The 13,102-nt window shown below is 73.8% G+C and carries 13 protein-coding genes; 4 read left to right on the forward strand and 9 right to left on the reverse strand.

Annotation, left to right across the window (positions count from 1 at the left end):
* Window positions 1-10 precede the first annotated feature (10 nt).
* Window positions 11-1,222 carry an acetyl-CoA C-acetyltransferase gene (locus G5V58_RS22090; RefSeq protein WP_165237315.1) on the reverse strand — a complete coding sequence of 404 codons (1,212 nt, stop codon included), beginning with the start codon at window positions 1,220-1,222 and terminating at the stop codon, window positions 11-13.
* Window positions 1,223-1,326: 104 nt separating this feature from the next.
* Between G5V58_RS22090 and G5V58_RS22095 the strand changes: the two genes are divergently transcribed.
* Genes G5V58_RS22095 through G5V58_RS22105 form a run of 3 tightly spaced genes read left to right on the forward strand, consistent with a single transcriptional unit; the run spans window position 1,327 to window position 4,696 of the window.
* Window positions 1,327-3,018 carry an RCC1 domain-containing protein gene (locus G5V58_RS22095; RefSeq protein WP_165237317.1) on the forward strand — a complete coding sequence of 564 codons (1,692 nt, stop codon included), beginning with the start codon at window positions 1,327-1,329 and terminating at the stop codon, window positions 3,016-3,018.
* Window positions 3,019-3,037: 19 nt separating this feature from the next.
* Window positions 3,038-3,757, forward strand: coding sequence for a MerR family transcriptional regulator (locus G5V58_RS22100; protein WP_165237319.1), 720 nt, complete (start codon window positions 3,038-3,040; stop codon window positions 3,755-3,757).
* Window positions 3,758-3,793: 36 nt separating this feature from the next.
* On the forward strand, window positions 3,794-4,696 hold the full coding sequence (locus tag G5V58_RS22105) for an NAD(P)H-binding protein (RefSeq protein ID WP_165237321.1): 903 nt from the start codon (window positions 3,794-3,796) through the stop codon (window positions 4,694-4,696).
* Between the two features lie 10 nt (window positions 4,697-4,706).
* Here the strand turns inward: G5V58_RS22105 and G5V58_RS22110 are convergent, their stop codons facing one another.
* The 5 genes from G5V58_RS22110 to G5V58_RS22130 form a co-directional block, all read right to left on the reverse strand.
* A complete protein-coding gene (locus G5V58_RS22110) occupies window positions 4,707-5,414 on the reverse strand; it encodes a type II CAAX endopeptidase family protein (RefSeq protein WP_230486847.1) in 708 nt (235 codons plus the stop codon).
* 25 nt (window positions 5,415-5,439) lie between these two features.
* Window positions 5,440-6,780: a DEAD/DEAH box helicase gene (locus tag G5V58_RS22115; RefSeq protein WP_230486848.1), complete on the reverse strand. Its 1,341-nt coding sequence runs from the start codon at window positions 6,778-6,780 to the stop codon at window positions 5,440-5,442.
* 150 nt (window positions 6,781-6,930) lie between these two features.
* Window positions 6,931-7,125: a CsbD family protein gene (locus G5V58_RS22120; protein WP_165237325.1), complete on the reverse strand. Its 195-nt coding sequence runs from the start codon at window positions 7,123-7,125 to the stop codon at window positions 6,931-6,933.
* Window positions 7,126-7,178: 53 nt separating this feature from the next.
* Window positions 7,179-8,663, reverse strand: coding sequence for a flavin-containing monooxygenase (locus tag G5V58_RS22125; RefSeq protein WP_165237327.1), 1,485 nt, complete (start codon window positions 8,661-8,663; stop codon window positions 7,179-7,181).
* A 58-nt stretch (window positions 8,664-8,721) separates the two neighbouring features.
* Entirely contained in the window at window positions 8,722-9,633 is a 912-nt protein-coding gene (locus tag G5V58_RS22130) for a LysR family transcriptional regulator (RefSeq protein ID WP_230486849.1), read from the reverse strand.
* A gap of 76 nt (window positions 9,634-9,709) precedes the next feature.
* Between G5V58_RS22130 and G5V58_RS22135 the strand changes: the two genes are divergently transcribed.
* Window positions 9,710-10,597, forward strand: coding sequence for an SLAC1 family transporter (locus G5V58_RS22135; protein WP_165237329.1), 888 nt, complete (start codon window positions 9,710-9,712; stop codon window positions 10,595-10,597).
* Here G5V58_RS22135 and G5V58_RS22140 read toward each other — a convergent pair.
* The 3 genes from G5V58_RS22140 to G5V58_RS22150 form a co-directional block, all read right to left on the reverse strand.
* Entirely contained in the window at window positions 10,486-11,220 is a 735-nt protein-coding gene (locus G5V58_RS22140) for a glutamine amidotransferase (protein WP_165237331.1), read from the reverse strand. The two genes, G5V58_RS22135 and G5V58_RS22140, sit on opposite strands and share 112 nt — an antisense overlap.
* Before the next feature lie 4 nt (window positions 11,221-11,224).
* Complete coding sequence (locus G5V58_RS22145) at window positions 11,225-12,382, reverse strand: CaiB/BaiF CoA transferase family protein (RefSeq protein ID WP_230486850.1); 1,158 nt, start codon at window positions 12,380-12,382, stop codon at window positions 11,225-11,227.
* Window positions 12,383-12,566: 184 nt separating this feature from the next.
* Entirely contained in the window at window positions 12,567-13,022 is a 456-nt protein-coding gene (locus G5V58_RS22150; RefSeq protein ID WP_165237333.1) for a DUF4396 domain-containing protein, read from the reverse strand.
* Window positions 13,023-13,102 lie beyond the last annotated feature (80 nt).

Raw genomic sequence — 13,102 nt, forward strand, 5'->3', positions numbered from 1 at the left:
GCGGGGGCGCTCAGACGAGCTCGACGATGGTGGCGATGCCCATGCCGCCGCCGACGCACAGCGTGGCCAGGCCGCGCTTGAGGTCGCGGCGCTCGAGCTCGTCGACGAGCGTGCCGAGGATCATCGCGCCAGTGGCGCCGAGGGGGTGGCCCATGGCGATGGCGCCGCCGTTGACGTTGGTGATCTCCGAGGTGATGCCCATGTCGCGCATGAACCGCATGGCGACAGCGGCAAAGGCCTCGTTGATCTCGAACAGGTCGATGTCCTGGGTCTCCAGCCCGGCCTTGGCCAGCGCCTTGCGGGCGGCGGGCGCGGGGCCGGTGAGCATGATCGTCGGGTCGGCGCCGGAGACGGCGGCGGAGATGATCCGCGCGCGCGGCGTGAGACCGAGGTCGGTGCCGACCTGCTCGCTGCCGATGAGCACCAGCGCCGAGCCGTCCACGATGCCCGAGCTGTTGCCGGCGTGGTGGACGTGGTCGATCTTCTCCACCCAGTGGTACTTCTCCAGCGCGACGTCGTCGAAGCCGGCGTCCTGGCCGATCTGGGCGAACGACGGCTTGAGCCCGGCCAGGCCCTCGGGCGTGGTGTCGGGGCGGATCAGCTCGTCGTGGTCGAGCACGGTCACGCCGTTGCGGTCCTTGACCGGGACGACCGACTTGTCGAAGTAGCCGTTGGCCCACGCCTTCGCGGCGCGGTGGTTGGACTCGGCGGCGTAGGCGTCGACGTCGTCGCGGGTCCAGCCCTCGATGGTGGCGATGAGGTCGGCGCCGATGCCCTGGGGCACGAAGCCGGTGGTCAGCGCGGTGGCCGGGTCGGAGGCCCAGGCACCGCCGTCGGAGCCCATCGGCACGCGCGACATCGACTCGACGCCGCCGGCCAGGATGAGGTCCTCGAAGCCGCCGCGCACCCGCGAGGCGGCCTGGTTCACGGCCTCCAGCCCCGACGCGCAGAAGCGGTTGAGCTGCACGCCCGCGGTGGTCTCGGGCAGACCGGCGGCCAGCGCCGCGGTCTTGGCGATGTCGCCGCCCTGGTCTCCGATCGGGGACACGACCCCGAGGACGACGTCGTCCACGCGCTGGGTGTCGAGGTTCGGGTTGCGCTCGCGCAGCTCGTCGATCAGGCCGACCACCAGGTCGACCGGCTTCACCTCGTGGAGGGACCCCGCGGCCTTGCCCTTGCCGCGCGGGGTGCGTAGGTGGTCGTACACGAAAGCTTCTGCCATGCCGTTGATTGTGACACCACTACTGTCACGGTCAAGGGGTGACTGGTGTGACGTAGTCGCACGGGGCCCTTGCCGCGGCGACGCGCCACCCGGACACTGCTCGGGTGTTGGTACGCCGTCTTGCCGTCGCCGCTCTGCTGGCGGCCGGCCTCGTCCTCCCCGGGGCCGCCCCGGCCCCGGCCGACACCAGCGAAGGCGCACCCGGCGTCCCGCGGCTCGACGCCGCGGCCCTCACGGCCGGCGCGGACCACTCGTGCGCCATCGTCGGAACTGGCGAGGTGCGCTGCTGGGGGGCCGGCAACCGGGGTCAGCTCGGCCAGGGCAGCACCGCGGACGTCGGGGACGACCCCGGCGAGTCGACGGTCCCGGTCGCGGTCGGCACGGGACGCGCCGTCTCGATCGCGGCCGGCGCCGACCACACCTGTGCCGTGCTCGACACCGGGCAGCTGCGCTGCTGGGGTCGCAACGACCACGGGCAGCTCGGGCAGGGCACCAAGGCCGACGTCGGGGACGGCCCGGGCGAGACGACGGTCGCCGTCGACCTGGGCCCTGGGCGCACCGCCGTGGCGGTCAGCGCCGGCGCCCTGCACACGTGCGCGATCGTCGACACCGGGCAGCTGCGCTGCTGGGGCGCCAGCGGCAGTGGTCAGCTGGGCCAGGGCAACACGGTGGACATCGGCGACGACCCCGGTGAGACCACCGTGCCCGTCGACCTCGGCCCGGGACGCACAGCCGTCGCGGTCGCGGCCGGGAACTCCCACACGTGCGCCGTGGTCGACACCGGTCAGGTCCGGTGCTGGGGCTCCGCCTTCGCCGGGCAGCTCGGCCAGGGCAACACCACCACCGTCGGCGACGACCCGGGCGAGACCACGGTCGGCGTCGACCTCGGCGCCGGGCGCACCGCGACCGCCATCAGCGCTCTGGGCAACGCCACCTGCGTGGTCCTCGACACGGGTCAGGTCCGGTGCTGGGGCGACGGCGCCTACGGCGAGCTCGCCCAGGGCAACACCTCCCCGGTCGGGGACAGCCCAGGTGAGACCACGGCGGCCGTCGATCTCGGGGGGCGCAGGGCGGTGGCGCTGAGTGGCGGCTTCGGCCACGCGTGCGCAGTGCTCGACACCGGTCAGCTCCGGTGCTGGGGTCTCGGCGGCGGCGGTCAGCTGGGCCAGGGCAGCTCCCAGTACGTCGGGGACGAGCCGGGCGAGACGACGGTCCCGGTCGACCTCGGCCCCGGCCGGACCGTGCTGGCGGTCGCGGCCGGTCACGACCACACCTGCGCCGTCACCACCGGCGGCGAGCTGCGCTGCTGGGGCCACGACGACCGCGGGCAGCTCGGCCAGGGCACCTCTGTCTCCTACGGCGACGGGCCGGGCGAGGTCCCGGCGAACCTGCCGCCGGTCCAGCTGGGCGGTCAGCGGGTCGGCCGCGACGCCGACGGCGACGGCGTCCGCGACTCCGTCGACGCCTGCCCGACCAGCGCGGGCGTGGGACCCACCGGGTGCCCGGCCCCGCCCGAGGCCGTGCTCACCAAGCGGAAGGTGCGGCTCGACACGGTGCTCGCACGCCAGGGCTCGCGCGGCTCGTGCCCGAAGCGCGCCGACGTGCGGGTGGTGACGAAGGGCAAGCACGGCCGCATCAGCGTGCGCAAGGAGCTCAAGGCCCGCCCGGTGGACCAGGGCTGCCGGGTCACAGGCACCGTGCGCCTCCCGGCCAAGCCCAAGAAGTCGGCGGCGGTGAAGGTCAAGGTGAGCGGCAAGCGGCTCGTGACGAAGCGGCTGGTCGCCGTACGACGGTGACAGCGTTACTGTCATCGACATGCCCGAGGCCGAGCCCGAGGACCTCCTGACCCTCGACGAGCTGTGCGAGCGGGTCGGCATGAGCGTGCGCAACGTCCGCTTCTACACCTCGCGCGGGCTGGTCCCGCCGCCGATCCGCAAGGGCCGGTCGGGCTACTACACGCCCGACCACCTCGGCCGGCTCGAGCTGGTCCAGGAGCTGCAGAGCCACGGCTTCACGCTCAGCGCGATCGAGAAGTACGTCGCCGGCATCCCTGCGGACGCCACGCCGGAGGACCTGGCCCTGGCCCGCACCATGCTGGCGCCGTGGGACGTCGAGCGCCCGATCGAGATGTCGCGCGCGGAGCTGTGCACCCGCGCCGGTCGCGAGCTGTCCGACGACGACCTGCGCACGCTGGCCGCGCTGGGCGTGGTGTTCCCGCTCAAGCGCGGGCAGTACCAGGTCGCGGTCTCCCAGCTCACCGTCGGCCTGGGCATGCTCGACCTCGGCTTCCCCACCGAGGCCGCGCTCGCCGCCGCCGACATGTACGCGCGGCACGGTCGCGAGATCGCCAGGGAGCTCTACGACCTGTTCCGCACCATGGTCTGGCCGGTCTACCGCGACCAGGGCGCGTCGGCCGAGACCGTGCGCCAGGTGGTGGAGAAGATCAAGCCGTTGTCGATCGCCAGTCTGGTCTCGGCGTACGAGGCCGCGATGGACGAGACCAAGCGGGAGGGCATCGCCCGGCGCAGCCGCTGATCGGGTACCTCAGCGTGTGTCCCTAGGATCTGGCCGATGAGCGACGAGCCGCTGTGCGTCCTGGTGACCGGTGCCACCGGCTTCATCGGCGCGCGCCTGGTGCAGGCCCTGGTCGACGAGGGTCACGAGGTCAAGGCCATGACCCGCCGGCCCGAGGAGTACGACGGGCCGGGCCACCCGGTGGGCGGCGACGTGTCCGACCCGGGTTCGCTGGCCGAGCCGATGGACGGCGTGGACGTGGCCGTCTACCTCGTGCACTCCCTCGACGACAACGACTTCGAGCGCAAGGACGCCGAGGCCGCCCAGGCCTTCGGCCTGGCCGCGGCGGCGAGCGGTGTGCGCCAGATCGTCTACATGGGCGGGCTGGGCAAGGACGGCGACGACCTGTCGCCGCACCTGCGCTCGCGCCGTGAGGTGGAGAAGCTGCTCGGTGAGTCCGGGGTGCCGGTCACCGTGCTGCGCGCGGCGATCGTCGTGGGCGCGGGTGGCATCTCGTGGGAGATGACCCGACAGCTGGTCAAGAACCTCCCGGCGATGGTCGTGCCCAAGTGGGCCGACACGCGCACCCAGCCGATCGCCATCGACGACGTGATCCGCTACCTCGCCGGCGTGATCGGCAACGAGGAGACCTTCGGGCGGGTCTACGAGATCGGCGGCGCGGACCGGCTCACCTACATCGAGATGCTCCAGCAGGCCGGTGAGGTGATCAACGGCCGGCGGGTCAAGATCGTCACCGTCCCCCTGCTCACGCCGCGGCTGTCCTCGCACTGGATCGGCCTGGTCACCAATGTCGACGCCACGACCGCGTCCAACCTCATCGACTCGATGTCGACCGAGGTGCTGCAGACCGACTACACCATCCAGGACGTCGTGCCCGGCGAGCCGCTGACCTACCGCGAGGCCGTGGAGCGCGCGGTGAACGCCGACCGCTCGGCCTAGGGCCCAGCGCCTAGAAGAACACCAGCGGGAGCGCGACCAGCATGGTCAGCGACCACGCGCAGTGGGTGAGGATCGGCCCGAGGATCCCGCCGCTGGCGCGCCGCTCCAGCCCGACCACCGCGCCCAGCAGGACCGCGGCGAAGGCCAGCATCACGTTGCCGGTCGCGAGGGTGGCCACGAAGTAGAGCAGCGTGGTCCACAGGACCGGGCCGCGGGTGATCGCGGCGTAGGCCGCCCCGCGGAAGAACAGCTCCTCGGCGATGCCGTTGATCGCGGTGATCACGACGAGGATCGGCAGCGAGCCCTGGTCGGCGTAGTCGACGACCTTGACGACCTGGTCCTCGAGGAAGGACAGCCAGGAGATCGAGCGGACCAGCAGGGCGCCGGCCACGAAGACCGCGGCCAGGCCGAAGCCGAGCAGCAGGGGCGTGACGATCGGCCGGGCGTGCCGGTCGCGGAAGGCGATCCGTCCCAGGTGCAGGGGCCCGGAGACGAACGCGCCCACCGTCCAGATCGAGGCCAGCAGGATCGTCGCGGGGTAGAACCAGCTGCTGCCCGGCTCCAGCCGCAGCGAGAGTCCGAGGGCCACCCCGCCGAGCACGACGAAGCCGACCACCACCAGCTGGCGGCGGCGCAGCTCGCGCGGCTCCTGGCGGTGGTCGCGCGGGACCTGCTCCCACAGCGCCCGGCGCAACCAGGTCTGCACGGCGGTCGGCATCGGCTCGTTCCTCGACAGGCTGGGGTCAGTGGCGCCCGGTGCTCGGAGCGGCGGGCTGGCGGCGACGACCCCGACGGCGGGGACGCCCGGTGGTCGCGGTACCCGCCGGGCGGGCCTGTCCGCGCGGACGGCCACCGCCGGATCGGCGGGGCTCGGCCGGGGCCGCGGCGGGCTCGGCCGGGGCCAGGCCACCGGCCACCAGGACCCGCTCGCCCGGGGCGAGCGTGGCCAGCACCGGGTGGCGCGGGCCGTCGATGCGGGTGACGGTCGGCTTGATGCCGGCGGCCCGGGTCAGCGCGCGGACGTCGCCGACCTGCTCGGGCGTCATCAGCGTGATCACCGTGCCGGCCGCGCCGGCGCGCGCCGTACGACCGGAGCGGTGCAGGTAGGCCTTGTGCTCGGCCGGCGGGTCGGCGTGCACGACCAGCGCGACGTCGTCGACGTGGATGCCGCGGGCGGCGATGTCGGTGGCGACCAGGGTGGTGGCGCGCCCGGAGTGGAAGGCCTCCATGTTGCGGGTGCGCGCGCCCTGGCCGAGGTTGCCGTGCAGCTCGACGGCCGGTACGCCGGACCGGTTGAGCTGGCGGGCCAAGGCCTTGGCGCCGTGCTTGGTGCGGGTGAAGACGACCGTGCGGCCCGGCGCGCTGGTCAGGTCGACCAGCACCGGCACCCGCTGCTCGCGCGAGAGGTGCAGCACGTGGTGGTCCATCTTGGCGACCGGCGACTGCGCCGAGTCGGCCTCGTGGGTGACCGGCTGACGCAGGAACTGGCGCACCAGCACGTCCACGCCCTTGTCGAGCGTGGCCGAGAACAGAAGCCGCTGACCGTCCTTGGGCGTGGCCGCGAGCAGCCGGCGCACGGCGGGCAGGAACCCGAGGTCGGCCATGTGGTCGGCCTCGTCGAGCACGGTGATCTCGACGGCGCCGAGGTCGCAGTGGCGCTGCTGGATGAGGTCCTCGAGCCGGCCGGGGCAGGCGAGCACGATGTCGACGCCCTTGCGCAGGGCGTTGACCTGCGGACCCTGGCCGACGCCACCGAAGACGGTGCGCGTGGTCAGGCCGTACGCCGCGGCGAGGGGCGCGAGCGCCTCCTCGATCTGGCCGACCAGCTCACGGGTCGGGGCCAGGACCAGGGCGCGGGGGCGGCCGGGGCGGCGCGGGGAGCGCGAGGCGGCGAGCCGGGCGACGAGGGGCAGCAGGAAGGCGTAGGTCTTGCCCGAGCCGGTGCGGCCGCGGCCGAGCACGTCGCGCGCGGCGAGCGAGTCGGGCAGCGTGGCGGCCTGGATCGGGGTGGGGGTGGTGATGCCGCGCGTCTGCAGGACGGCGGCGAGGTCGGCGGGGACGCCGAGCTCGGCGAAGGAAGGCACAGGAGTCACTCTCGGTGGCGGTGTCTCGCCAGCGGATGCCTCAGCGCTCAGTCGAGCGGGGCGCGGTCCGGGGCGAGACGACAACGGGCCGCTCCTGCCAGTGTGGCAGAGCGGCCCGCACGCACCCGCATCGACGGCGGGTGAGGTTGCTTACTTCTTGAACGCGTCCTTGATGTCGCCGATGGCGTCCTTGGCCTTCTCGCCGGCCTGCTTGACCGAGGACTCGGCCTGGTCGGCGCGGCCCTCGTTCTTGAGGTCGTCGTCGCCGGTGACGGAGCCGGCGGCCTCCTTGGCCCGGCCCTTGAGGTCCTGGCCCTTGTTCTCCATCTTGTCGTCCGTACCCATGCTGCACCTCCGGTGCGTCGTCGTACTCCTGCGGTTGCCGAACGGGGCCCCGCTCAAACTCCGCTGAGAGCGCCGTCACGGCTGCGGTCGGCCGCGGTGTCGAAGGCCAGCACGCCGTCGTCGATGCGCCCGTGCCGGATCATCCGCAGGTCGGTGAGGTAGTTCTGCTTGAGCCGCCACGGCGCCCGGTCGCCCTGGCGCGGCATCCGGTCCAGCGCGCGCAGCACGTAGCCCGACATCAGGTCCATGAACGGCCGCTCCTCGACGTCCGGATCGCGCACCGGCACGACGGCGCGGGCGCCGACGCGGTCCATGTGCGCGAGCAGCCGCACGACGTACGCCGAGACCAGGTCGGCCTTGAGCGTCCAGGACGCGTTGGTGTAGCCGATCGTGTAGACGAAGTTGGGCACGCCGCTCAGCATCAGCGCCTTGTAGGCCATGGTGTCGGCCAGGTCGACGGGCTCGCCGTCGACGACCAGCTCGATGCCGCCGAAGGCGAGCACCTGGAGCCCGGTCGCGGTGATGATCACGTCGGCGTCGAGGTGCTCGCCCGAGGCCAGCCGGATGCCGGTGGCGTCGAAGCGCTCGATGGTGTCGGTGACGACGGACGCCTCGCCGTGGCGCAGGGCCTTGAAGAGGTCGCCGTCGGGCACGAAGCAGAGCCGCTGGTCCCAGGGGTCGTAGCGCGGCTTGAAGTGGGTGTCGACGTCCACGCCGGCCGGCAGCTGCGCCGCGGTCTCCTTGCGGATGAACGCCTTCACCTTGTCCGGCCAGCGCCGCGAGACCTGGTAGGAGCCGATGGTCATGAGGATGTTGGCCCAGCGCACCACCGGGTACGACACCGCGGTCGGCAGCGGCTGGAGCAGCGTGGCCAGCCGGTCGTTGCCCGGCCGGGACAGGACGTACGACGGCGAGCGCTGCAGCATCGTGACGTGGCCGGCGGTCGGCGCCATGGCCGGCACCAGGGTCACCGCGGTGGCGCCGCTGCCGATGACCACGACCCGCTTGCCCTCGTAGTCGAGGTCGGCCGGCCAGTGCTGCGGGTGCACGATCCGGCCCTGGAACTCCTCGGCGCCGGCGAAGTCGGGGGCGAAGGGCTCCTCGTAGTGGTAGTAGCCGCTCGCGCACCACAGCACCGAGCAGGTCAGCGTGACCCGCTCGCCGTCGCGATCGGCCTCGACGGTCCAGCGCGCGGTCTCGGAGTCCCAGCTCGCCCGGACGACCCGGTGCCGGTAGCGGATGAGCTGGTCCACGCCGTACTCCGTGGCGACGGTGCGCAGGTAGTCGAGGATCGAGCCGCCGTCGGCCAGCGCGCGGTCGCCGGGCCAGGCGCGCCAGCTGAACCCGAAGGTGAACATGTCGGAGTCCGAGCGGATCCCGGGGTAGCGGAACAGGTCCCAGGTGCCGCCGCTGGCCTCGCGGGCCTCGAGCAGCGCCACCGTCCGCGTCGGGTGGTGCTCGCGCAGCTGGCAGGCCGCGCCGATGCCGGACAGACCGGCTCCGACGATGAGGACGTCGACGTGCTCGGGAGTCGCCACGGCACGAAAGTACCCGTGACGCGGTGTCCGCGACCTCCACCCCTGGGAGGAGATGCCCTCAGCCGGCCGCTCGGGCCAGGGCGACCAGGTCCCGGGCGGGCCCTGCGGCCGGCTCGCGCCCGCCGCTCCAGACGGCCCGGAAGGTCCGGGTCAGGGACAGGCCGGTGCGGACCTCGGCCAGGGCGCGCGCCTCGAGCTCGCGGGCGACCAGCCGGCGGCTCACGAACGCCGGCGCACCCCCGGCCAGGACCGCCTGGCGCACCGCGGTGGCGGTGGTGAGCTCGGCGACCGGTGGCGCGGCGACCAGCCCGTGCGCGGCCAGGGCCTGCTCCACGACCTCGCGGGTGCCCGAGCCGCGCTCGCGCGCGACGGTCGGCAGCGCCGCGACCTCGGCCGGCGTCAGCGGGGTGCGCCGCCGGGCCAGCGCCGAGCCCGGCGCGGTGACGAGGACCAGCTCGTCGGTGGTCAGGCCCCGCGAGCGGACGCCGGGCGGCGCGCGCAGCCCCTCGACGAAGCCGAGGTCGGCGCGACCGTCCTGCACCGCGGTCACGACCTGGTGGGTGTTGGTCGCGGTCAGGCTGACCGTGGTGGGGGTGCGTCCCTCGGCCGCCTGGCGCTGGCCCAGGCGGACGAGCCACCCCGGCAGGACGGTCTCGGCCACCGTCATGCTCGACCACACGGCGAGGTCGCGGTCCCGGTCGGTGCGCAGCCCGCCGAGGGCGTGCTCGAGCTCGGCGGCCACGTCCAGCAGCCGCGCCGCGGACTCGACCACCACGACCCCGGCCGAGGTCAGCTCGGAGCCGCGGGCGCCACGGCGGACCAGCTGCAGGCCGACCTGTGCCTCCACCGCGCGGATCCGCTCCGACCCGGCCTGCTGGCTCACGCCGGCGGCTCGGGCGGCCGCGCCGATGGACCCGGTGCGCGCCACCCCGACGAGCAGCGCGAGGGCGTCGAGGTCGGGCAGGGCCACAGTCACAAGTCTGCCTTGTGGATGCACAGTCACGCGACCACTACTGGCTGGGCCCGGCCGGCGCGAGGCTCGAGGCGTGCGCCGCTTCACCATGGTCATGGGCACCGGCATCGTCGCGAACGCCGCGGCGAGCCTGCCGGTCCACCCGCCGCTGCTGCTCGACGCGGCGCGCGTGGTCTGGGCCCTGGCCGCCCTCCTGCTCGTGGCCCTCCTGGTGCGTCCGGTGCGGTGGGAGCGCACGCCGTTCCTCGGCGCCCCGGCCATGGCCCTCATGACCGTCGGGACCGGCGCGGTCCTGCTCGAGGTGCCGCTGCGGCCGGTCGGCGTCGCGCTGTGGCTGACCGGTGCGGTGCTCGGCGTGGTCAGCGCGGTGAGCGTGCCGCGGCCGGAGCGGCTGAGCGCGGTCTGGCTGCTGCCGGTCGTGCCCCCCATGGTGGCCGCGGCCACCGGCACCGTCGTGTCCCCGCGGCTGGCGCCGGTGGGCCTGGGGCTGTTCGGGCTGGCTCTGGTCCGCGCGGCGCCGGTGCTGCTCGCCGTGGCCCGGGGCTGGCGGGCCGAGCCCGAGGTCCCCCTGCTGTGGATCCCGCTGGGGATCCTGGGCCAGTCGGTCACCGCCGCGGCCCACCTCGGGGTCCCGCTCTGGGGACCGCCGGTGCTCGCCCTGGGGCTGGCCTGGCTGGCGCTGGTGGCGGTGCGCACCCTCGTGAGGCGCCCGGCGTTCTCACCGGCCTGGTGGTCCTTCACCTTCCCGCTCGGCACGCTGGTGACCGGCTCGTCGGCGTTGGGGCTGACGGCGCTGGCCGTCTCGCTGTACGCCGGGCTGGTGGCGGCGTGGGCGGTGGTGGGGACGGCTCAGCTGCGGGCGTACAGCTCGACGAAGCGGGCCAGCACCTTGGGCGGCTCCGTCACCGCGACCGCCCTCGAGCGCTCGACCACGGCGTCGGCCTGGTCGGGCTCGAAGTAGCCGAAGTGCTTGTAGGCCTCGGTGCGAGCGATGATCCCGGCGAGGTCGAGCTCGGGGTGGAACTGCGTGGCGTAGACGTGCTCGCCCATGCGGAAGGCCTGCACCGGGCAGGTGCTCGACGAGGCCAGGTGGACCGCGCCGTCGGGCAGGCGCGAGACCGCCTCCTTGTGCCCGAGCAGGGCGCTGAACGACGCGGGCAGGACACCGAGCAGCGGGTCCGCGCGGCCGGCGTCGGTGAGCTCGATGGTCATCGGACCGATGGGCTCGGGGAACTGCCGGTCGACCACGCCACCGCGCAGGACGCCGAGAGTGCCCACGCCGTAGCAGGCGCCGAGGAACGGGAAGTCCGCGTCGAGGACCTGTAGGGCCAGGTCCCGCAGGCGCGCCTCACCGCGCCGTTGCTCGGGCGCCTTGGCGTCCGGAGGGTCCGAGACGTTCCACGGACCGCCGCCGACGACGATCCCCGACCAGTCGTCCAGGTCGAGGGGGCCGAGCACGTCGCGCTCGAGCCGGACGCGGCGCACGTCGCGCTCGCCGAGTCCGGTGCAGCGCAGCACGGCGGCGTACTCGTCGTCGGCGGGGACGTCCTGGGCCCGGATCCCGAGGAAGAGGAACGGCTTCACCGGCTCACACCTGGACCGCGACGCCCCGCTCGATGAGCCCGTCGACGTCGGGCACACCCCACGCGGTGAGGGCATCCCGGGTGTGGGTGCCGGCCGCCGGGGACGGCGGGAGGCCGAGCGCGGCCGCGGTGCGCGAGAAGCGCGGGGCCGGCTGCGGCTGGACGATCCCCTCGTGCTCGACGAAGGTCTGCCGGGCCACGAGGTGCGGGTGGCTCGGCGCCTCGCTGATCGGGATGATGCCGGCCACGCAGGCGTCGGTGCCCTCGAAGAGCTCGACCCAGGCCGCCTGGGTGCGGGAGCGGAAGGTCTCGGTGAGCAGCGCGCGCAGCTCGTCGTACCGCTCGGTCTCGTGCTGGCCGGGCGCGGTGCCCTCGAGCCCGAGGGTGCGGATGAGCGCGGCGTAGAACTGCGGCTCGAGTGCGCCGACGGACACGTGCCGCCCGTCGGAGGTCTCGTAGACGTCGTAGAACGGCACCCCGCCGTCGAGCAGGTTGGCGCCGCGCCGCTCCTGGTAGCCGCCGCCGGCGGCGAAGGCCGACGTCATCGCGTTGAGGTGGGCGGTGCCGTCCACGATGGCGGCGTCGACGACCTGGCCCTGGCCCGAGACCCGCGCCTCGAGGAGGGCGGCGAGCAGGCCGATGACGAGGTACGTCGAGCCGCCGCCGAAGTCGCCCACGAGGTTGGTCGGGAACTGCGGCCGGTCCGCGGTCTGGCCGAGGCCGAACAGCGCGCCGGCCACGGAGATGTAGTTGATGTCGTGCCCGGCCGCGGTGGCGAGCGGACCGTCCTGGCCCCAGCCGGTCATCCGGCCGTAGACCAGCCGCGGGTTGGCCGCCCGGCACTGCTCGGGGCCGATGCCGAGCCGCTCGGTGACGCCGGGTCGCATGCCCTCGACGAGCAGGTCGGCGTCGCGGACCAGCTCGAGGACCACGGCCGCGGCCTCGGGCTGCTTGAGGTCCAGCGCGACGCTCGGGCGACCGCGGTTGAGCACCATGGTCGCGCCGCCGGCCAGGAACTGGCCACCGGGTCGCTCGACGCGGATCACGTCGGCGCCGAGGTCGGCCAGGATCATGCAGGCGTGCGGCCCGGGGCCGATGCCGGCGATCTCGACGACCTTCACGCCACGCAGCGGACCGGTGCCCTGACCCAGCTCGAGGCTCACGGGACGGGAGTCTTCCAGAGTGACGAGACACGTCTTCGTGAGGCTGGTTTCACCCCGAGGAGGTCGGGTAGTTTTCGACCATGATTCTCGGGGGGCAGAGGCCGCTGCGGCCTGTTCAGGGGCAGCCGGTCAAACCATCTGCAGTCAGCGCGTCCGTGGGCAAGCCGCTGGAGGCCTTCGCCCGCTAGCCGGCCGCGTGCCCCTCGTGGTGTGCGTGCACCTTCGCGTGGCCGAGGCCGCGCGCGATCATCGCCCGGTTGACCGGGACGGTGACGACGAACGCGATGGCCAGGGACACCACGAGCGAGCCCCAGAACAGCGCGTCGCCGAGGCCGGCGTCCATCGCCGCCGGCCAGACCACGAGCGTGCCGTTGTCGACGATCTCCATCACCGCGATGGACACGGTGTCGGCGGCCAGGGCCGTGCGCACCGCGGCGCCGAGGCCGAGCCCGGAGCGGCGTACGCCGGAGAACGTCAGCAGGTAGCCGAAGAAGAAGGCCAGCACCACCGAGACCACGACGCTGGCCAGGGTGCCCCAGCCGGCGAGGGTCGCGATGACCATGCCGAGCACCTCGCCGATCGCGCAGCCGGTCAGGCAGTGCCGGGTGGCGGTGATCGCGGTGCGCCACGTGGAGTCCACGCCTCCATCTCAGCACCCCGGGACCGAGACGGTACTTCGGGCCAGCCGGTCGGCACCTGAGGCCGATCCGCCGGGCTCCG

Origin of the sequence: Nocardioides anomalus (genome assembly GCF_011046535.1) — a bacterium.
GTDB classification, from domain to species: domain Bacteria; phylum Actinomycetota; class Actinomycetes; order Propionibacteriales; family Nocardioidaceae; genus Nocardioides; species Nocardioides anomalus.